At 71.1% G+C, this 21092-nt stretch carries 13 protein-coding genes, 3 rRNA genes and 1 other annotated feature; all 16 genes read right to left on the bottom strand.

The features are described 5' to 3' along the window. Positions 1-12 precede the first annotated feature (12 nt). On the bottom strand, positions 13-627 hold the full coding sequence (locus IEV86_RS03310) for an NUDIX domain-containing protein (protein ID WP_043602960.1): 615 nt from the start codon (positions 625-627) through the stop codon (positions 13-15). Then, the gene (gene pyrG, locus IEV86_RS03315) at positions 624-2294 is read right to left on the bottom strand and encodes a CTP synthase (RefSeq protein ID WP_043603030.1); all 1671 of its coding nucleotides are present in this window, start codon (positions 2292-2294) and stop codon (positions 624-626) included. Before pyrG ends, IEV86_RS03310 begins: the two co-directional genes overlap by 4 nt. 86 nt (positions 2295-2380) lie before the next feature. Continuing rightward, the gene (locus IEV86_RS03320) at positions 2381-3496 is read right to left on the bottom strand and encodes a glycosyltransferase family 4 protein (protein ID WP_052425861.1); all 1116 of its coding nucleotides are present in this window, start codon (positions 3494-3496) and stop codon (positions 2381-2383) included. After that, positions 3493-5151 (bottom strand): murein biosynthesis integral membrane protein MurJ, encoded by a 1659-nt coding sequence (gene murJ, locus IEV86_RS03325; RefSeq protein WP_081978485.1) that lies wholly within the window; start codon positions 5149-5151, stop codon positions 3493-3495. The genes IEV86_RS03320 and murJ overlap by 4 nt, the downstream gene beginning before the upstream one ends. Beyond that, a complete protein-coding gene (locus IEV86_RS03330; protein WP_043602962.1) occupies positions 5136-5957 on the bottom strand; it encodes a hypothetical protein in 822 nt (273 codons plus the stop codon). Before IEV86_RS03330 ends, murJ begins: the two co-directional genes overlap by 16 nt. 3 nt (positions 5958-5960) lie before the next feature. Continuing rightward, positions 5961-7103: a copper transporter gene (locus IEV86_RS03335; protein ID WP_081978486.1), complete on the bottom strand. Its 1143-nt coding sequence runs from the start codon at positions 7101-7103 to the stop codon at positions 5961-5963. 31 nt (positions 7104-7134) lie between these two features. Then, on the bottom strand, positions 7135-8328 hold the full coding sequence (steA, locus tag IEV86_RS03340) for a putative cytokinetic ring protein SteA (RefSeq protein WP_043602963.1): 1194 nt from the start codon (positions 8326-8328) through the stop codon (positions 7135-7137). A 6-nt stretch (positions 8329-8334) separates the two neighbouring features. Next, a complete protein-coding gene (recN, locus tag IEV86_RS03345; protein ID WP_043602966.1) occupies positions 8335-10053 on the bottom strand; it encodes a DNA repair protein RecN in 1719 nt (572 codons plus the stop codon). Continuing rightward, on the bottom strand, positions 10050-10934 hold the full coding sequence (locus IEV86_RS03350; RefSeq protein ID WP_043602967.1) for an NAD kinase: 885 nt from the start codon (positions 10932-10934) through the stop codon (positions 10050-10052). The genes recN and IEV86_RS03350 overlap by 4 nt, the downstream gene beginning before the upstream one ends. After that, entirely contained in the window at positions 10931-11875 is a 945-nt protein-coding gene (locus tag IEV86_RS03355) for a TlyA family RNA methyltransferase (protein WP_229734448.1), read from the bottom strand. Before IEV86_RS03355 ends, IEV86_RS03350 begins: the two co-directional genes overlap by 4 nt. Then, positions 11872-12033 (bottom strand): hypothetical protein, encoded by a 162-nt coding sequence (locus IEV86_RS03360; protein ID WP_188484540.1) that lies wholly within the window; start codon positions 12031-12033, stop codon positions 11872-11874. Before IEV86_RS03360 ends, IEV86_RS03355 begins: the two co-directional genes overlap by 4 nt. 115 nt (positions 12034-12148) lie before the next feature. Continuing rightward, positions 12149-13153: an HAD-IIA family hydrolase gene (locus IEV86_RS03365; protein WP_043603040.1), complete on the bottom strand. Its 1005-nt coding sequence runs from the start codon at positions 13151-13153 to the stop codon at positions 12149-12151. After that, positions 13153-14082 (bottom strand): ICP22 family protein, encoded by a 930-nt coding sequence (locus IEV86_RS03370; RefSeq protein ID WP_188484541.1) that lies wholly within the window; start codon positions 14080-14082, stop codon positions 13153-13155. Before IEV86_RS03370 ends, IEV86_RS03365 begins: the two co-directional genes overlap by 1 nt. Before the next feature lie 1153 nt (positions 14083-15235). Then, a 5S ribosomal RNA gene (gene rrf / locus IEV86_RS03375) occupies positions 15236-15352 on the bottom strand. Between the two features lie 82 nt (positions 15353-15434). Continuing rightward, positions 15435-18541: ribosomal RNA gene (locus tag IEV86_RS03380) — 23S ribosomal RNA — on the bottom strand. A gap of 350 nt (positions 18542-18891) precedes the next feature. Continuing rightward, positions 18892-20413 (bottom strand): 16S ribosomal RNA (locus tag IEV86_RS03385). The 16S, 23S and 5S rRNA genes sit together here, the layout of an rRNA operon. Before the next feature lie 597 nt (positions 20414-21010). After that, positions 21011-21092: a sequence feature (5S ribosomal RNA rRNA prediction is too short), on the bottom strand.

Below are 21092 nucleotides of genomic sequence, written 5' to 3' on the forward strand. Positions count from 1 at the left end.
GCGGGCGACCTGCTAGGGCGTGACCGGGGCGTCGGCCGGGCGCAGGTCGGACCACCCGCGTGCGCGCGCGGCCGCGGCCGCGAGGACGCCGGCGACGGTCGACGGGTTGTGCAGCGACCCGGCGAGCACCGCACCGACCGCCTCGTCGAGCGGCACCCAGCGCACCTCCATGTCGCGCTCCTCGTCCTCGCGCTCGTGCCGGTCCGCGTCGGCGACGGGCGTCAGGTCGCGGGCGAGGAAGACGCGCACGTGCTCGTCGCTCCCGCCCGGGGTCGTGCGGTAGTCGACGAGCGTCCACCACCGTGCGGCGACGAGGTCGGCCTCCTCCGCGAGCTCGCGCGCGGCCGCGGCGTGCATCGGCTCGCCGTCGACGTCGAGCAGCCCCGCGGGCGGCTCCCACAGCTCCTGCCCGACGGCGTGCCGGTACTGGCGCAGGAGGAGGACGCGGTCGTCGTCGTCGAGCGCGAGCACCGCGACCGCTCCGGGGTGCCTGACGTACTCGCGGCGGACCGTCCCGGCGTCCCCGCCCAGGTCCACCGTGTCGCGCACGACGTCCCAGATGATCCCGTCGTGGACGACCTCGGTCGCGACCACGGGGCGCGGCGCCCGACGGTCGGCGACCGTCACCGCGCCTCGACGCGGCGCTGCTCGAGTGCGGCCGAGACGAGGCCCGCGAACAGCGGGTGCGCGCGCGTCGGGCGCGACCTGAACTCCGGGTGGGCCTGGGTCGCGACGTAGTACGGGTGCACGTCCGCGGGCAGCTCGACGAACTCGACGAGGCCGAGCTCGGGGTTGACGCCCGAGACGACGAGGCCCGCGGCCTCGAGGTCGCCCCGGTACGCGTTGTTGACCTCGTACCGGTGCCGGTGCCGCTCCGTGACGTGCTCGGTGCCGTAGGCCTTCGCCACGACCGAGCCGGGCACGAGGGTCGCGTCGTAGGCACCCAGGCGCATCGTCCCGCCCAGGTCGCCCTCGCCCTCGACGATGGCCTTCTGCTCGGCCATCGTCGCGACGACGGGGTGCTCGGTCGCGGGGTCGAACTCCGACGACGACGCCCCGGCCAGCCCGAGCACGCTGCGCGCGAACTCCATGACCATGACCTGGAGGCCCAGGCAGATCCCGAGCGTCGGGACGCCGCGCGTGCGTGCCCAGGTGAGCGCGCCGATCTTGCCCTCCACGCCGCGCACGCCGAACCCGCCCGGCACGAGCACCGCGTCGACGCCGCCGAGCGCACGCTCAGCACCCTCGGCGGTCGAGCAGTCGTCGGAGGCGACCCAGCGGATGCGGACCTTGGCGTCGTTCGCGAAGCCGCCCGCGCGCAGCGCCTCGGTGACCGACAGGTACGCGTCGGGCAGGTCGATGTACTTGCCGACCAGCGCGACCTCGACCTCGTGCGACGGGTGGTGCACCGCGTGCGTCACCTTGTCCCAGCCGCCCCAGTCGACGTCGCGGAACGGCAGGTCGAGGCGGCGCACGACGTACGCGTCGAGGCCCTCGGAGTGCAGCACGCGCGGGATGTCGTAGATGCTCGGCGCGTCGGCAGCCGTGACGACGGCCTCGTTGTCGACGTCGCACATGAGCGCGATCTTGCGCTTGGTCGAGTCGGGCAGCTCGCGGTCGGCGCGCAGCACGAGCGCGTCGGGCTGGATGCCGATCGAGCGGAGCGCCGCCACCGAGTGCTGCGTCGGCTTGGTCTTGAGCTCACCCGAGGGCCCGATGTACGGCACGAGCGAGACGTGCAGGAAGAAGCAGTTGTCGCGCCCCAGGTCGTGGCGCACCTGGCGCGCTGCCTCGAGGAACGGCAGCGACTCGATGTCGCCGACCGTGCCGCCGATCTCCGTGATGATCACGTCGACCCCGGGGCCGGCCTGCGCGCGCATGCGCGCCTTGATCTCGTCGGTGATGTGCGGGATCACCTGCACCGTGTCCCCGAGGTACTCGCCGCGTCGCTCCTTCGCGATGACGGACGAGTAGATCTGCCCCGTCGTGACGTTCGCCTCGCCGCCCAGGTCCACGTCGAGGAACCGCTCGTAGTGACCGATGTCCAGGTCGGTCTCGGCCCCGTCGTGCGTGACGAACACCTCGCCGTGCTGGAACGGGTTCATCGTCCCCGGGTCGACGTTGAGGTACGGGTCGAGCTTCTGCATGGTCACGCGCAGACCACGCGAACGGAGAAGACGACCGAGGCTCGAGGCCGTCAGGCCCTTGCCGAGAGAGGAGGCGACGCCCCCCGTGACGAAGATGTGCCGGGTCGTGTTGTCCGACCGCCCGGAGAGTCGATTCGCGGCTGCCACGGGCTTCCACTCTACCGGACGGTCGGCGCGGCCGGGCCCGCCGCCGCCGATGTCGCGACCGCGAACCCGACCACCGCCGCCCGACGTCACGACCGCACCGACGTCCACGCGGGCCCCGCCTCACCCGTGCGGTACACGCGGTCGAGCTGGTCGAGGACCGCGGCGAGGTCCGGCAGCGTCGTCGCCCGCTGCGCCGCCGCACGCCCGAGCCCCGCCCGGGCGTCGTCGTCGGCGAGGAGCGAGCGGACCGCCGCGGCGACGGCGCCGCCGTCGGGCGGGACCAGCACCGCGGCGTTCCCGGTCACCTCGGCGGTGCCGCCGACGTCGGTGGCGACCAGCGGCGCCCCGAGCGCGAGCGCCTCCTGGACGTTGAGCGGCTGGCCCTCCCAGCGCGCGGTGCTCACCACCACGTCGGCCGCAGCGACGAGGTCCGCGACGTCGCTGCGCCGTCCCAGGAGCCGCACGGGCAGGCGCTCCGCCGCGACCCGGCTCGCGACCTCGGCCTCGAGTGGCCCGTCACCGGCGACCAGCCACAGGACGTCCGGCAGGTCCAGGGCTCCGGCCGCGTCGCAGAGCACGTCGAGGCCCTTCTGCGGGGCGAGGCGCGCGACGGTGACGAGCAGGTTCGTGTCCTCGCCCACGCCGAGAGCGGCGCGCGTGCTCGCGCGAGGAGCCGCGGGACGCAGCGGAGGGGCGGGGACCAGGGCGCGCTCCGCACGGCGGGCGCCGTGCGCCCTCGCGAGCGCCACGAGGTCGCCCGACACCCCCAGCACGACGTCCGCGCCCCGACCCACGACCGTCCACAGGACCTGTGCCGTCGCCCGGACGAGACGCGAGCCCACGGGCAGGTTGTGCAGCGTGACGACGACCCGTGGTCGCCTCCGCAGCCCCTGGACCGCGAGCACGACGAGCGCACCGGCGCGCAGGCCGTGGGCGTGGACCACGTCCGCCCCCACGGCCAGCCGGCGCAGCCTCCGGACGGAGCCGACGTCGCCGCGGCCGGGTCGGTCGGTGATCTCGACGGGGGCGAACGGCGGCCCGCCGCGCGGTGCGACGGCGTCGCGCACCCCCGTCGGGCCGGCGACGACGACGCGCCAGCCTCTGGTCGAGCCCGCGTCGGCGAGCTGCGCGACGTGGCGGGCGACGCCGCCGGCACTCGACCCGAGCACCTGGAGCACACGGAACGCGTCGGTCGTGGTCATCGGGCCTCCGGGACCGGTCGGGCCCGCCCCTCGGCGGGCCGGGTGCGGCGCAGCACCGCGAGGACGGAGTGGCGGTCGACGAGCAGGGCCAGCGCGACGACGACGACGCCGGCGGCGACCGCTGCGAGGGTCCCTGCGGCGACGGCCTCGCCGATCCCCTCGCCCTCACGGCGCAGCACCTGGTCCCCGACGACGCGCCCCGCGAGGCCGCCGCCCACGCCCCCGACGAGGAGGACCGCAGCCGTCCGCACGACACCGTGCACGGCGGACCGCCCGGCCGAGCGCGAGACCGCGACGAGCAGGCCGATCCCGGCGACCGCCATCCCAGCGGTGTTGGCGACGCCGAGCCCGACCAGCGTGGCCGGCTGGTCGGCGGACGCCCCTGCCAGAGCGGGGACGACGAGGACCGCGACGCCGACGACCACGAGCCACCCGGAGACGGTCGCGACCATCGCGGCACGCCCTCGCTCGAGCGCGTAGAGCGTGCGCGACAGGTGGAGCACGAGCGCGAAGCCCACGAGCCCGGGCGCGGTCCACGCGAGGCCGGCCCCCATGCCGGTGAAGTCGCCCTCGCCGTAGAGACGGAAGAACTGCTCGACCGCGGGGGCGGCGGCCACGAGCACGGTCGCGCCGAGCGCCGCCACGACCAGTACCCCGCGCGTCGTCGTCGACGCGAGACGCGCGAAGCCGGTTCGGTCGTCCTGGCTCGCGCGCTCGGCGAGCCGCGGGAAGGCAGCCGTCGCGAGAGGGACCGCGAGCACCGCGTACGGGAGCACGTACACGGCCTGCAGGAGCGGCACGACCGCGTAGGCGTCACCCCCGTACCGGTTCGCGAGGAGCAGGGCGGCGAGGACGCTGGCCTGCTGCGCCAGCAGCGCACCGACCCCCGCGCCGGCGAGGGCCCTCGCTCGACGCGCGACCCCCGGCGGGAACGTCAGGGTCGGACGGAGGCGCACGCCGCACCGGTGCACGGGCCACAGCAGCGGCAGGCTCAGGGCCGCGACGCCGGCGGTCGTCCCCCACGCGAGCAGCGCCGCCTCGGACGCCGACACGGAGTCGAGGTCGCCGGGGTCCAGCACCATGCGGTCGAACACGGCGAAGACGCCGATGACGACGGCGCTGGACAGCAGGGGCGCGGCCGCCGGCGCGACGAAGCGCCGGTGGGCCTGCAGCACACCCGTGAGGACGACACCGATCCCGTACAGGGGCACCTGGGGTGCGAACGCGACGAGGAAGTCAGCCGCGAGCGCGACGCGCGCGGTGTCGGAGCTCTGCAGGACGAGTGACGCGATCGGGCGCGCGAGGAGTGCGAGCACCGCCGCGAGCGGCACGAGGACGACGAGCGCCCAGCCCAGCAGCGCGGACGCGATGCGGTCGACGTCCGCACCGACCCGGCGTGCGAGCGGCGCGGCGAGCAGCGGGACGACGGCGCCGGCCAACGCTCCCCCGGCGACGACCTCGAACAGCACGTTCGGGAGCATGTTGGCCGAGTTGTAGACGGCGCCCAGGCCGGTCGCGCCGACGGCGTCGCTCTGGACGACGCTGCGGGCGAAGCCCGCGACGCGGCTGGCGACGGTGACGAGCGCGATGACGGCGGCGGCCCCGACCAGCCCCCGCGCCCACGAGCGGGACGCCGGGGTCAGCGTCGGCCCCACGCGTCGAGCTCGCGCAGCACCGGCGTCCTCGCGATGACCTCGGTGAAGCTGACGCGCTCGCTCGCGAGCGTCAGGCCCACGACGCCGGCGAGGAGCGCGAGCCGTCCCGCGCGCGGGAGAGCCGCGGCGGCGCCGACGCCGAGGGCGGCGCCGAGCGCGTTCGCTCCGCCGTCCCCGAGCATGTCGCGCTCGGCGAGGTCCGCGGGGAGCGCCGCCAGGGCGCCGCCGACGACGGCACCACCGATCGGCGCCGCGGGTCCGAGGAGCAGCGGGGCGGCCGCGATGGTCGCCGCCTTGAGGGCCCGGCCGGGTCGCAGGTCGAGGAGGTTCACGAGGTTGGCGGACGCGGCGACGAGGGCACCTGAGCTGAGCGCGTCGCCGACGGCGCCGGCGAGCCCGGTGGCGCGGCGTGGCAGGAGCGCCGCGGCGACGACGGAGGTCGCGCCGATCCCGAGGACCTTGAGCGCGCCGGTCGTCACCTCGCCGTGCGCGAGCGCCCCGAGGTGGCCGCGGAGACCCTTGCGCGTGCGGCTCACGTCCTCCGACAGGTCGTCGAGGAGACCGAACGCCGCCGCGCCGGCCGCGGCGACCCCGCACGCGGCACCGGTCCGGCCGCCCACGACGGCGGCTGACGCGAGGAGGCCCGCTGCGACGGCGGGCCCCTCGAGGAGCGAGATCGGGGCACCCCGGTGGTTGACCCGTGTCCACCGCGCGCTCCGCGCCACGGGCGCGCGCTCCGCACCCCTCCGCGCGGCCCACGTCACCGCGGCCGCGGCGGTGCCCGCGCGCAGGACGTCGCGGACCACGGCTCAGCCCTCGCTCGTCGTCGCGTCGCCGTCCGTCCCGGCGGCGGGCGCACCGTCCGCCGGCGCTCCGTCCGCCGGCGCACCGTCGGCGGGCGCACCGTCCGCCGGGGTCCCGGGGACCTCCACGGTCCGCTGGACCGGCTCGAGGACGACCCGGTCGGGCATGACGGCGTCCGCGCCCTCGCTCGACCCGTAGTGCCCCACCGTGCCGCTGATCCGCGCGGCCAGGGCGAGCGGGACGGCGACCTGACCCGACACCCGCTGGACGGACTCGACCGTGCTCACGGTCCGGGCGCTCGCGTCGGTCTCCCGGATCCGCTGCACGAGGCTCGGCTCGACCAGGTCACCGCCAGCGACGACGGCCCCCGCGGAGCGCTGCTGGACGGCGACGCCGATCTGGCTCGCGGCGCCCAGAAGGGCGTCGATGCGCTCCGCCTCCTCCTCCGCGACCTCGGGGGCGGCGGACTCGAGGCGCTGCTCCTCGTCCTGCGCGTCGACGGCGTCGACGGCGGGCCCGGCGAGCACGACGACGGCGTCGGCGGGTGCGTCGACCTCACCCTCGACGGTCACGAGCTCGCCCTCACGCAGCAGCTCGAGCGCGATGCTCGCCGACTCCGAGAGGGCGTCGGGGTCCTCGGTTCGAGCGGTCGTGAGGCCCTGCGCGAGGGCCTCGGCGAGCTCGGTCCCCGTCCCGGCGTCGTCCGCGGGCCTCGGCTCGAGGTACTCCACGAGCTGACCCGCCAGCGACTGCCGGAACGCGAGCCGCTCGGGGTCGGTCCACGCGTCGGTGACCTGCACGACGGCGGAGACCGAGCCGTCGGCCTGCTCCAGCCGGGCCACGACGGCGTCCCGGACCTCGGGCTCGACCTCGCCGATCTGGACGATCGCGACGCGCCGGTCGCCGAGGACGTCGGCGAGCAGGTCGTCGGCGACGGCGTCGAGCGCGTCACCGGCGCGCGCGAGGTCGGCCTGCGTCGTCTCGAGGTCCGCCCGCAGCTCCGCGCGCTCGGTGCGCAGCTGGTCGACCTGACCGGTCAAGGTGTCGCCGATGGACTCCTTGAGCGGTCCGGCCCCCAGCGCGATGCCGACGGCGAGCGCGAGGAAGACGGAGATGAGCGAGACGAGGTGGTAACGGAAGTCGATCACGATGCGGTCTCTCGGTCGTCGGCGCAGCGCGTCATCCGACGCCTCCGCCCAGCAGGGTGTGCAGCCACGACCAGAGGTCGTCCAGGCGTGCCATGAACAGTCCGAACAGCGTCTGCCCGGCGGCCGTCGAGGCCAGGGCGACGCCGAGGGCGAAGAGTCCGGCCAGGACGAGCAGCACGAGCTGCCACGTGCTGATCCGGTGGCGGTACAGGCGCGAGACGCCCTTGGCGTCGATGAGCTTGCCGCCGACGCGCAGGCGCGTGAGGAACGTGCTCGCCATGCCCGACCGTCCCTTGTCGAGGAACTCGACGAGCGTGGCGTGCGTCCCGACGGCCACGATGAGCTCGGCGCCCTTGTCGTCCGCGAGCAGCATGGCGACGTCCTCGCTCGTGCCGGTGGCGGGGAACACGACCGGGTCGATGCCCAGCTTGCGGACGCGGTCGACGCCGGGCGCACGGCCGTCCCGGTAGGCGTGGACGACGATCTCGGCACCGCACCGCAGGGCTCGGTCGGACACCGAGTCCATGTCGCCCACGATCATGTCCGGCGTCCAGCCCGCCTCGAGGATCGCGTCGGCACCGCCGTCGACGCCGACGAGCACCGGGCGGTACTCCTTGATGTAGGGCCGGAGGACCACGAGGTCCTCCTTGTAGTGGTACCCGCGGACGACGATGAGCACCTGACGGCCGTCGATCACGGTGCGCACGTCCGGGACACCGACGCCGTCCAGGAGGAGCTCACGCTCCCTGCGGAGGTAGTCCATGGTGTTCGCGGCGAACGCCTCGAGCTGGACGGCGAGGCCGGCACGCGCCTCCTCCATGGCCGCCGCGACGGTCGACGCGTCCTGGACCGTCCCCTCGGCGACGAGGGTGGCGCCGTCGTACACCGCGCCGTCGACGACCCGGACCTGGTGCCCCTCGACGAGGCTCAGCACGTCGGGCCCGAGGTCGTCCACGAGGGTGACCCCGGCCTCGACGAGGATCTCGGGACCGAGGTTGGGGTACCGCCCGGACGTGCTGCGCGCGGCGTTGAGCACCGCGACCGGCCGGCACGCCACGAGCGCCTCGGCCGACACGCGGTCGATGTCGAGGTGGTCGATCACGGCGATCTCGCCTGGCCGCAGCCGCTTGGTCAGGTTCTTGGTGCGCGGGTCGACACGGACGGCCCCGTGCAGGCCTGGTTCTGTGACCGACGTGTCACGTCGGAGTCGTCTGATCGGGCTCATCGCCGGTCATCGTCCCACGGACGAGCGCTCGAGGAGCTCAGCCGCGTGCTCGAGCGCGGCGGTCGAGTCCTCCTGCCCCGAGAGCATCCGCGCCAGCTCCGCGACCCGCTCGTCGCCGGCGACCTCGCGGACGTCCGAGACCGTCACGACGTCGACCTCACCTGCGCGCGACTTGGAGACGACGAGGTGGCTGTCCGCGAAGGCCGCGACCTGCGCGAGGTGCGTCACGACGACCACCTGGCACTGCCGTGCGAGCTCGGCGAGGCGGCGCCCGACCTCGACGGCGGCACGCCCGCCGACGCCCGCGTCGACCTCGTCGAACACGAACGTGGGCGGGGTCGCCGCCCCCGAGGCGGGCGAGGTCGCGAGCGCCACCTCGATCGCGAGCATCACCCGCGAGAGCTCGCCCCCGGAGGCGCCCTGGCCGAGCGGCCGGGCGGGGGCGCCCGCGTGCGGCACGAGCAGCATCTCGACCTCCTCGGCACCCCACGGCCCGAGGGCGTCGCCCGGCGTGAGGGCGACCTCGAGCCGGGCACCCGCCATCGCGAGACCGCCCAGCTCCTCCGTGACCGCCTCCGCGAGCCGCGCGGCGGCGTCGGTGCGTGCGGCGCTGACCTGCGACGCGAGGGAGCTCAGGCGGTCCTCGGCGGCATCGAGCGCGGCCCGCACGGCATCCGTCCGGTCGCCCGTGCCGTCGAGGTCGAGCAGGCGCAGGCCGGAGCTGCGTGCCCACTCGAGCACCGCGTCGACGGTCCCGCCGTGCGCGCGGGCGAGGGCGGTGAGCTCGGCCCGGCGGGCCTGGACGGCGTCGAGCCGCACGGGGTCGGAGGCGAGGTCCTGGGCGTAGCCACCGAGGTCAGCGAGCAGCTCGTCGAGCAGGTAGCCGACCTCCGCGACGCGCGTGACGAGTGCCGCGAGTGCGGGGTCGTGCTCGGCGACCTGCTCGAGCGCGCGACGCGCGTGGTCGACGTCCCTCACGGCACCGGCCGTCGAGCCGTCGTCGTCACCGGCGAGGGCGAGCCTGGCGGTGACGATCGCCGTCCGCAGGTCCTCGACGTGACCGAGCCGGTCGGCCTCGACCGCCAGCTCCAGGTCCTCGCCGGGCTGGGGGTCGACGCGCTCGACCTCGGCCAGGCCGATCCGGAGCAGGTCGGCCTCGTGCGCCCGCTCCTGGGCGTGCAGGACCAGGTCGTCGAGCTCGGCCCGGAGCTCCTGCCGCTCGGCCCAGGCGGAGCGGTACGCCTCGAGGACGGCGAGGTGCTCCGGCCCGGCGAACGCGTCGAGCGCCTGTCGCTGGTGGCGCGGGGACCGCAGGCGGGCCTGGTCCGACTGGCCGTGGACGGTGACGAGCTCCTCCGCGATCTCGGCGAGCACGGCCTGCGGCACCGACCGGCCGCCGAGGAACGCCCGCGAGCGGCCGGCCGCGGCGACGGTGCGCACGGCGACCAGCGTGCCGTCGTCGTCGAGCCGCGCTCCCGCCTCGCGCGCCCGCTCGGCGACGGCGGACGCGGGGTCCACCACGAAGCACCCCTCGGCTGTCGCCTGCGTCGAGCCGGTCCGGACCGCGGCCGCATCTGCCCGGCGACCGAGCAGGAGCCCGAGCCCCGTGAGCACCATGGTCTTGCCCGCGCCGGTCTCGCCGGTGATGGCGGTGAGCCCCGGCGAGAGCGGGACGTGCGCCGTGCCGATGACGCCCAGGTCCTCGATCCGGATCTCCTCGATCACCCGCGCCCCAACTCCCTCGCGGGCGCGCCGTGGCCGTCGGCCGCGCGCCCTCGCCACCCGGCGACGGGCAGCGCGAAACGCGACACGAGCCGGTCGGTGAAGGGCGCGTGGCTCAGCCGGGCGAGGCGGACGGGCTCCTCGGCGCGTCGCACCTCGACCCGGGTCCCCACGGGCAGGTCGATGGTCCGCCGGCCGTCGCACACCAGCACACCGGCCGTCCCGGACCGCGTGAGGATCTCGACGGCGAGCACGGAGGACGGCCCGACGACGAGCGGTCGGGCGAAGAGCGCGTGCGCGGAGAGAGGGACGAGCAGCATCGCGTCGACGTCGGGCCAGACCACCGGTCCGCCCGCCGAGAACGCGTGCGCGGTCGACCCTGTCGCGGTGGCGAGGACCACGCCGTCGCAGCCGAACGACGACAGCGGCCGCCCGTCGACCTCGACGACGACCTCGACCATCCGCGCCCGGTCGGCCTTCTCGAGGGTCGCCTCGTTGAGTGCCCACCCGGTCTCGACCTCGTCGTGCGGCCGCATCACACGGACCTCGATGGTCCGGCGCTCCTCGACGTCGTACAGGCCGTCCGCGATACGCCGCACCGCCTCGTCGATCCCCTCGCGCTCGCTCTCCGCGAGGAACCCGACGTGGCCGAGGTTGACGCCGAGCAGGGGCACGCGCGTGCCCCTCGTCATCTCGGCCGCACGGAGGATCGTGCCGTCACCGCCGAGGACGAGGGCCATGAGCAGGTCGTCCGGCGAGCACCCGTCGTCCTCGGTGACCGCCTTGAGCCCGACCCGGCCGAGCGCTCGGACGGCCTCGGCTGCGGCCGCGACCGCCTCGGGTCGGCCGCTGTGCGTCACGACGAGGACCGCCGACGCCGTCACGGGGCCCCTCCGACGAGGACGGGGCGGGCACCGCGGACGGCCGTGGCCACGGAGCGCTCGACCGCGTCGGCTGATGTGGACCGTCCGCCGACGCGTGCCCAGAGGAAGTACTCGAGGTTGCCGTGCTCCCCGGGCAGCCGGCTGGGCAGCACCGCCAGGACGGCGGCGCCCTCCGCCTCGAGCGCACGCGCGACGTCGGTGACGGCGCCGACCCGCAGACGGGGGTCGGCCACCACGCCGCCTCGCCCGAGCCGCTCGCGCCCCACCTCGAACTGGGGCTTGACCATGAGCAGGAGATCGGCCCCGGGAGCGGCGGCGCGCACGACGGGTGCGACGACGAGCGTCAGCGAGATGAACGACAGGTCGGCGACGACGAGCGTCGGCGCGTCGACGCGCTCGGCAGGCTCCGCGCCGTCCTCGGCCGCCTGGGATCCTCGCGTCGCTGCCGGGGCGATCGGACCAGCCGGAGATCCGTGCCCCGCCTCGGTGGCGCCCGACGGCGCGAGGTCACGCGCGTTGACGCCCTCGACGCACGTCACGCGGGGGTCGCGCAGCAGCGACGGGTCGAGCTGTCCGTGGCCGACGTCCACCGCGCGGACGTGCGCTGCCCCCCGCTCGAGCAGCACCTGGGTGAACCCCCCGGTCGACGCGCCGACGTCCAGGCACGACCTCTCGAGGACCACGAGCGCGCCGGGCGCGAGGGCGTCGACGTCGTCGAGCGCGCCGACGAGCTTGTGCGCCCCGCGGGAGACGTAGCGGTCCTCGGCGAGGACCTCGAGGCTCTGCTCGCCGGACACCGGCTGGGACGGCTTGCGCGCCGGGCGTCCGTCGACGCGCACGACGCCGTCGTGGACGAGCTCGGCAGCCCGCGTGCGCGAGCGCGCGAGCCCGCGGCGGACGAGCGCGCCGTCGAGCCGTTCGTGCATGGTGACCGTCGTCATCCGCGGCCGTCGGCGAGCCGGTCGGACAGCGCGCCGTGCAGGGCGTCGAAGACCGCGACGTGCTCACGGACCGGCCGGTCCTCGAGCCCGTCCAGGACCGTCATGGCCTCGTCGACGGCGTCGTCGCCTGACGTCCATCCCGGCTCGGTTCCCGTCACGACATCTCCTCTCGTCCATGTCGGCACCGCTGCCGGTCCGCAGGCCACGCTACCCCGACCGCCGCGGCGCGACGCGGCCGCGCACAGGCGCGTCGGCCCATGGCGGGGTCTGCCCTCAGTCGTCCACGACCGAGAGGTCGGGGACCGTGTCGGCGTCGAGCCGGTCACCCGAGTCGACGGCGTCCCACGCGGCCGCGCACGCGGCACGCACGACGTCGACCAGCCCCTCACCAGTGACCTCGAGCCGACCGCGGGCGACCCGGGCCGACGCCGCACGGCACGTCCACCACTCGTCGTGCCGCTGCACCGCAGGGTGCGTCTCGAGCAGCGACCGGAGGTCCGCGCCGACATAGCTCGGGCGCTCGTGGCGCGCAGCCAGGACGGCGTCCCTCGGCGTGCTCACCCCCGTGAAGACGTGCAGGCCCGGGAAGTCGGCGGCGCGCGCGCCCGCCAGGTCCGTGTCCAGGCGGTCCCCGATGACGAGCGGGCGGCTGGCGCCGCGACGGCGCGCAGCGAGATGGAACATCTCCGGCTCGGGCTTGCCCGCGCTCGCGGGCACGACCCCGGTCGCGGCCCTGACCGCACCGACGAGCGAGCCGTTGCCCGGGGCGAACCCCCGCTCGGTCGGGAGCGAGAGGTCGAGATTGCTCGCGACGTACCAGGCCCCCCGCTGGACGGCGTACGCCGCCTCGGCGAGGTCCTTCCAGCCGAGGTCGGGCGCGAAGCCCTGCGCGACGGCGTCGGGCGCGTCGTCCGCGGACGTCACGACCCGGAAGCCGGCCGCCTCGACGGCGGTGACCAGCCCTGCCCCCCCGACGACGAGCACGCTCGCACCCGGCTCGAGCCGGGTGCGGAGCAACGCCGCCGCCGCCTGCGCCGCGGTCATGACCTCGTCAGCCGATGTCGGGATCCCGAGGCCCGTGAGCTGGTCGGCGACCGACTCGGGCTCACGGGACGCGTTGTTGGTGACGAAGAGGAGCCCGAGACCGGCGTCACGTGCCGCGACCAGGCTCTCCGCCGCGTGCTCGATCGGGTCGTGCCCGCGGTAGGCCACCCCGTCGAGGTCGACGAGAGCGAGGTCGTGCTCGAGGGCGAGGGCCTTCGTGGTCGAGTGCAGCATCACCGCTCCTCGGTCGTGGCGTCGTCGCCGTCGGTCGCCTGGTCGGGCAGGTCAGCGGCGGGGAGGTCGGCCTCATCGGTGGACCCGGGCTCCTCGCCGACGGGTGCGGACACACCCTCGTCGCCGCCCGCACCCGGCCCCACCTCGTCCGCCTCGGCGGCGTCGGGCTCGACGTCGCCGCTCGCCCCCCGCTCACCGAGCTCCTTCACGGGGGCGGGTTCCCAGCCTTCGCGACCAGCGCCGTCGTCCGAGGAGGGTTCGCGCACGGCGTCGTCCGCTTCCTCGCCGCTCGTCGCGTCGTCGGCCTCCTCGAGATCGAACACGACCACGTCCTCGTCGGGCTCGGGCGCGGCCGGCAGCGTCTGGCGAAGCGTCGCTGCCTCCTCTGCGCGGCCGGAGGCCTCCAGCGCGTCGGCGAGCGCCTCGTCCACACGCAGCCGGAGGGCCCCCTCAGCAGCCCGGGCGATGGGCGTCCGCAACACGGCAACAGCCGCCTCAGGGTCCGCGAGGTCGAGCCGCGCACCGCTGACGACGATCGCGAGCTCCACCTGGAGGTCGACCGGCAGCGCGCGAACGGCGTCCTCCGACGCCATCGCGATCGCGCGCTCCGGCCGTCCCAGACCCCGCTCGCAGTCGGCCATGAGGGGCAGGTGCTCGTCGCTCCCGTTGAGGCGCCGCACCGTGCGCAGCTCGCGGAGCGCCTCCGCGTACCGCCCCGAGTGGTACGCGGTGAGCGCTGCGGCCTCGCGCACGACGTCCACGCGGCCTGCACGGCGCACCGCCGCCTGGGCATGCGCGTAGGCGGCCTCCGGGTCCGTCTCCAGCAGCCGACCGGCCATCACGAGGTGACGCGCGACACCGTCGGCGTTGTCCTTGCTCAGGGTGCGCAGGCGAGAGCGCGCGGCGCGGTCGAGGTCCGCGGCGACCACGTCGTCCGGGAGCGCCGGCGCCGCGGGAGCGGCCTCGTTGTCGACGGCACGCTGCGGTCGGACCGGCCGGTCACCGACGCCGGGGCGGCCCCACTCGGAGCGCGCAGGTCCGGCGGGCGCACCGCGGCCCGCGCCTCCAGCGTCGCGCGTGGGCCTCGTCCCTGGAGCAGCCGGACCGGATCCGTAGCGGCGACCGCCAGGACCTGCCGCTCCACCGGCCCGCCGGTCGTCCACGCCGCTCGGGCGCCGCACGGCACCGTCTCCTCCTCGAGCCGTCGACGACGCACCGCTCCCCCGACCTTCCCGCTCCGGGCCACGGCCGCTGACGCCGCGCGACGAGCCGCCCCCGGGAGCACCGGCTCCGCGCGACGAGGCCGGTCCCCAGGCTGCCCGACCGCCACGAGACGCATCCTCCTGTCGGCGCACGCCCGACCCGTCCGACCGGCCCGAGCCCGCCGACTCCCGACCGCGCTCCGCGCCGCCGCGCCGGTTGGCGTTCGGTGGTGCGCTCCGAGCCGGGCGCTCCTGCCACTCGCCGCGCGCCGTCGCCGGTCCGCCGCTGGACCTGCCCCGCGCGGCACCGCCCTGTCCCGAAGCCCCGCCACCGGTCCCCCGGCGCGACGCGTCGTCCCGTCCGGTGCCGCCCTCCCGCGCTACACGCCCTGAGCCCGACGCACCGCGTGCACCGTCCCAGCCACTGTCCGCACCACCGCGTGAGGCCGAGTACCGACTCCCGCCACCGGACCGCTCACCGCCTCCGCCGCGCGGCCGGTCACCCTGACCACGTCCCACGTCCGACCGTCCGCGGTCCGATCCGAAAGATGCTCTCCTCATGCCGCCACGCGAGGTGGACGGCGGCTGCTGACGTGACCCGGCCCCACGTCCGGCCTCGCTGCCCGGACGTCCCGAGGGCTCGGCGCCACGGTCGCGCGACGTGGATCGACGCGGTCCGCCCCGGCTCTGTCGGTCGGGGCGGTTCTGCTCTTCTGCGTCCACGGGGGGGTCCTCTCTTCAGCTGTCACGTCATCGTCGCACAACGCGTCGACAAGGCTCGTCGCGACCCTCGAGTGAGCGCGCTGATGTGCGCACCCTCGCCGTGAGCCGGACAAAAAAGAAGAGGGCCTCCTTGCGGAGGCCCTCTTCTTTGAAGGGTGTTCGGCGGCGACCTACTCTCCCACACAGTCTCCCGTGCAGTACCATCGGCGCTGAAGGGCTTAGCTTCCGGGTTCGGAATGGGACCGGGCGTTTCCCCTTCGCTATGACCGCCGTAACTCTATCGAGTTGTCAGTCGGGTTCCCGACCGTCTCTCGGGAACCGCACAGTGGACGCGTAACAGCACAGCTCAGTATGTGTGTGTCAAGTTATCGGCTTATTAGTACCGGTCAGCTACGAGAGTCTTTGGTCCTCTCTTCCACATCCGGCCTATTCACCCAGTGGTCTAGCTGGGAGCCTCTCGGGGCGAACCCCGTGGAAACCTCATCTTGAAGCAGGCTTCCCGCTTAGATGCTTTCAGCGGTTATCCCTTCCGAACGTAGCCAACCAGCCGTGCTCCTGGCGGAACAACTGGCACACCAGAGGTTCGTCCGTCCCGGTCCTCTCGTACTAGGGACAGCCCTTCTCAAGTTTCCTGCGCGCGCAGCGGATAGGGACCGAACTGTCTCACGACGTTCTAAACCCAGCTCGCGTACCGCTTTAATGGGCGAACAGCCCAACCCTTGGGACCTACTCCAGCCCCAGGATGCGACGAGCCGACATCGAGGTGCCAAACCATGCCGTCGATATGGACTCTTGGGCAAGATCAGCCTGTTATCCCCGGGGTACCTTTTATCCGTTGAGCGACGGCGCTTCCACAAGCCACCGCCGGATCACTAGTTCCGACTTTCGTCCCTGCTTGACCTGTCAGTCTCACAGTCAAGCTCCCTTGTGCACTTGCACTCGCCACCTGATTGCCAACCAGGCTGAGGGAACCTTTGAGCGCCTCCGTTACATTTTAGGAGGCAACCGCCCCAGTTAAACTACCCACCAGGCACTGTCCCTGATCCGGATCACGGACCGAGGTTAGACATCCAGAACGACCAGAGTGGTATTTCAACGTTGACTCCACCGACACTGGCGTGCCGGCTTCACAGTCTCCCACCTATCCTACACAAGCCGTACCGAACACCAATACCAAGCTATAGTAAAGGTCCCGGGGTCTTTCCGTCCTGCTGCGCGTAACGAGCATCTTTACTCGTAGTGCAATTTCGCCGAGTTCGCGGTTGAGACAGCGGAGAAGTCGTTACGCCATTCGTGCAGGTCGGAACTTACCCGACAAGGAATTTCGCTACCTTAGGATGGTTATAGTTACCACCGCCGTTTACTGGGGCTTAAATTCTGAGCTTCGCCCCGAAGGGCTGACCCGTCCTCTTAACCTTCCAGCACCGGGCAGGCGTCAGTCCGTATACATCGTCTTGCGACTTCGCACGGACCTGTGTTTTTAGTAAACAGTCGCTTCTCCCTGGTCTCTGCGGCCCTCAAACGCTTCCCCAGCAAGTGGGTTCACGCCTCAGGCCCCCCTTCTCCCGAAGTTACGGGGGCATTTTGCCGAGTTCCTTAACCACGATTCTCTCGATCGCCTTGGTATTCTCTACCTGACCACCTGAGTCGGTTTAGGGTACGGGCGGCTAGAACCTCGCGTCGAGGCTTTTCTTGGCAGCATAGGATCACCCAATCATCCCGCTTGTGCGGTCACCATCAGTTCTCAGGCTGTGTGAGATGCGGATTTGCCTACATCTCGCCCTACAACCTTGGACGTGGTCTACCATCGCCACGCTGGGCTACCTTCCTGCGTCACCCCTGTTAATACGCTTACCTACTACCGGATCGGGTCGTGCGCGCCACCGGCACGTCCCCGAAGGGATCACGCCGGCTTTGGGCACTTAGCATCACCGGGCTCGGTATGGGCGGTTCTTCGCCGGTACGGGAATATCAACCCGTTGTCCATCGACTACGCCTGTCGGCCTCGCCTTAGGTCCCGACTTACCCAGGGCGGATTAGCCTGGCCCTGGAACCCTTGGTCATTCGGCGGACGGGTTTCTCACCCGTCTTTCGCTACTCATGCCTGCATTCTCACTCGTGTGGCGTCCACCGCTGGGTTCCCCCGCGACTTCACTCGCCACACGACGCTCCCCTACCCATCCACACGCCTGGATCCGAAGACCTAGCTCTTGTGTGAATGCCACAGCTTCGGCGGTGTACTTGAGCCCCGCTACATTGTCGGCGCGGAATCACTTGACCAGTGAGCTATTACGCACTCTTTCAAGGGTGGCTGCTTCTAAGCCAACCTCCTGGTTGTCTGTGCAACTCCACATCCTTTCCCACTTAGCACACGCTTAGGGGCCTTAGCTGGTGGTCTGGGCTGTTTCCCTCTCGACTACGGAGCTTATCCCCCGCAGTCTCACTGCCACGCTCTCACTTACCGGCATTCGGAGTTTGGCTGACGTCAGTAACCTGGTGGGGCCCATCGGCCATCCAGTAGCTCTACCTCCGGTAAGAAACACGTGACGCTGCACCTAAATGCATTTCGGGGAGAACCAGCTATCACGAAGTTTGATTGGCCTTTCACCCCTAACCACAGGTCATCCCCCCGGTTTTCAACCCAGGTGGGTTCGGTCCTCCACGCGGTCTTACCCGCGCTTCAACCTGCCCATGGCTAGATCACTTCGCTTCGGGTCTAGAGCACGCGACTGTATCGCCCTGTTCGGACTCGCTTTCGCTACGGCTTCCCCTCACGGGTTAACCTCGCCACGTACCACTAACTCGCAGGCTCATTCTTCAAAAGGCACGCCGTCACCCCTGCTAGGGAGGCTCCGACGGATTGTATGCACACGGTTTCAGGTACTATTTCACTCCCCTCCCGGGGTACTTTTCACCTTTCCCTCACGGTACTTGTCCGCTATCGGTCACTAGGGAGTATTTAGGCTTAGAGAGTGGTCTCTCCAGATTCACACGGGATTTCACGGGCCCCGTGCTACTTGGGATACCTCTCGGGAGGCCACGCCATTTCGTCTACGGGGGTAGCACCCTCTGTGCCGGGCCTTTCAATGCCCTTCGACTATGACGCGACTTTCTGACTCCCTGGAAGCTCGGCAGAACTTCCTGAAAGGTCCCACAACCCCGACTACGCAACGCCTGCCGGCTATCACACGCAGTCGGTTTGGCCTTCTCCGCTTTCGCTCGCCACTACTCACGGAATATCTCTTCCTGTGGGTACTGAGATGTTTCACTTCCCCACGTTCCCTCCGCACGCCCTATATATTCAGGCGCGGGTGACTGGACATGACTCCAGCCGGGTTTCCCCATTCGGACATCCTCGGATCACGGTTCGTTTGCCAACTCCCCGAGGCTTATCGCAGGCTACAACGTCCTTCTTCGGCTCCTAGTGCCAAGGCATCCACCGTATGCACTTAAAAACTTGACCACAAAGACATACTAAAAAGATGCTCGCGTCCACTGTGCAGTTCTCAAGCTACGGGCGGTCCCGTCCCCGCACCGGCGCCTACCCCCACACGGGAGCGGTTCATCCGGTCAGAACGGTCCGACGCAGCCGACCCGAAGGCCGGCCCGAGGTCCAGGCATGACGCCCGTTCCCTCAGGACCCAACAGCGTGCCTAACGCCCGAGCGGGACGATCCGGTTCCACTCCCCGAGGGGAGGTACTGGGATGCCCGTACCCGAACGCAACTGGTCGATGTTCCACCCTTGAGCAACCTCCCTCGAGGCGAACGCTCGAGGCAAGGCCCTGGACGCCATAGCGCCAGAAGCTCCTTAGAAAGGAGGTGATCCAGCCGCACCTTCCGGTACGGCTACCTTGTTACGACTTAGTCCCAATCGCTGGTCCCACCTTCGACGGCTCCCTCCACAAGGGTTGGGCCACCGGCTTCGGGTGTTACCGACTTTCGTGACTTGACGGGCGGTGTGTACAAGGCCCGGGAACGTATTCACCGCAGCGTTGCTGATCTGCGATTACTAGCGACTCCGACTTCATGGGGTCGAGTTGCAGACCCCAATCCGAACTGAGACCGGCTTTTTGGGATTCGCTCCACCTCGCGGTATCGCAGCCCTTTGTACCGGCCATTGTAGCATGCGTGAAGCCCAAGACATAAGGGGCATGATGATTTGACGTCATCCCCACCTTCCTCCGAGTTGACCCCGGCAGTCTCCTATGAGTCCCCACCATGACGTGCTGGCAACATAGGACGAGGGTTGCGCTCGTTGCGGGACTTAACCCAACATCTCACGACACGAGCTGACGACAACCATGCACCACCTGTACACCGACCTTGCGGGGCACCCATCTCTGGATGTTTCCGGTGTATGTCAAGCCTTGGTAAGGTTCTTCGCGTTGCATCGAATTAATCCGCATGCTCCGCCGCTTGTGCGGGCCCCCGTCAATTCCTTTGAGTTTTAGCCTTGCGGCCGTACTCCCCAGGCGGGGCACTTAATGCGTTTGCTGCGGCACGGAACTCGTGGAATGAGCCCCACACCTAGTGCCCAACGTTTACGGCATGGACTACCAGGGTATCTAATCCTGTTCGCTCCCCATGCTTTCGCTCCTCAGCGTCAGTTGCGGCCCAGAGACCTGCCTTCGCCATCGGTGTTCCTCCTGATATCTGCGCATTCCACCGCTACACCAGGAATTCCAGTCTCCCCTACCGCACTCTAGTCTGCCCGTACCCACTGCAGGCCCGAGGTTGAGCCTCGGGTTTTCACAGCAGACGCGACAAACCGCCTACGAGCTCTTTACGCCCAATAATTCCGGACAACGCTTGCGCCCTACGTATTACCGCGGCTGCTGGCACGTAGTTAGCCGGCGCTTCTTCTGCAGGTACCGTCACTTTCGCTTCTTCCCTGCTGAAAGGGGTTTACAACCCGAAGGCCTTCATCCCCCACGCGGCGTCGCTGCATCAGGCTTTCGCCCATTGTGCAATATTCCCCACTGCTGCCTCCCGTAGGAGTCTGGGCCGTGTCTCAGTCCCAGTGTGGCCGGTCGCCCTCTCAGGCCGGCTACCCGTCGTCGCCTTGGTGGGCCGTTACCCCACCAACAAGCTGATAGGCCGCGAGCCCATCCCTGACCAAAATTCTTTCCAGACGCTACGGATGCCCGTGCGTCTCGTATCCGGTATTAGCTCCGATTTCTCGGGGTTATCCCAGAGTCAGGGGCAGGTTGCTCACGTGTTACTCACCCGTTCGCCACTGATCACCCGGTGCAAGCACCGAGATCACCGTTCGACTTGCATGTGTTAAGCACGCCGCCAGCGTTCGTCCTGAGCCAGGATCAAACTCTCCGTACATGTCTATAAGCCACCCGCACGCGAACGCACGGGCAAGCTGACACACGAAGCGGTCCCGAAGGACCCGTTATCATCTGGCCTCGATCAAATGCATGACATCAACTGACATTTGCATTCGTCTCAACCACGTCACCGCGACCCGCAGCACCTACCGACGGCAGGTACCACCGACCACGACGACAAATGGCATCGACTTTCGGCACGCTGTTGAGTTCTCAAGGAGCGGACGCGCATCCATCCAGGTCTTCCGACCCATCCGGAGGCAACTTCTCCACTTTATCCGAACCAGACCCCGCAGTCAAACCACCAGGCCGGCCCACCCACGTCCACGCACAGCTGACCGAAGCCAGCCGGCTTGTGTGGGGTTCGCACCCAATCCGGGGACCGTCCCGCTGTCTGCGGTCCGTTCCTCCCCGTGGGGCGCTGCACTACGTTACGTGACCCATCCCGCTCGAGGCAAACCGCCTCGAGGTGTCCTGCGTCACGCCACGCGGGCCCTGCACCGACGTGAGCGCCGGCTCGTGCACAAGGGCCCTTGGCACTCTCGAGGGGGCCACCCATGGGCGGCCCCCTCGAGAGGAAAGGGTGTTCGGCGGCGACCTACTCTCCCACACAGTCTCCCGTGCAGTACCATCGGCGCTGAAGGGCTTAGCTTCCGGGTTCGGAATGGGACCGGGCG

The organism is Cellulomonas carbonis, assembly GCF_014636275.1.
Classification (GTDB): domain Bacteria; phylum Actinomycetota; class Actinomycetes; order Actinomycetales; family Cellulomonadaceae; genus Actinotalea; species Actinotalea carbonis.

Bases quoted from the DNA above. Each gene is read 5' to 3' on its own strand.
- IEV86_RS03320 (WP_052425861.1), bottom strand. From the start codon at position 3,496: ATGACCACGACCGACGCGTTCCGTGTGCTCCAGGTGCTCGGGTCGAGT.
- steA (WP_043602963.1), bottom strand. From the start codon at position 8,328: ATGAGCCCGATCAGACGACTCCGACGTGACACGTCGGTCACAGAACCA.
- IEV86_RS03355 (WP_229734448.1), bottom strand. From the start codon at position 11,875: ATGACGACGGTCACCATGCACGAACGGCTCGACGGCGCGCTCGTCCGC.
- IEV86_RS03365 (WP_043603040.1), bottom strand. From the start codon at position 13,153: ATGCTGCACTCGACCACGAAGGCCCTCGCCCTCGAGCACGACCTCGCT.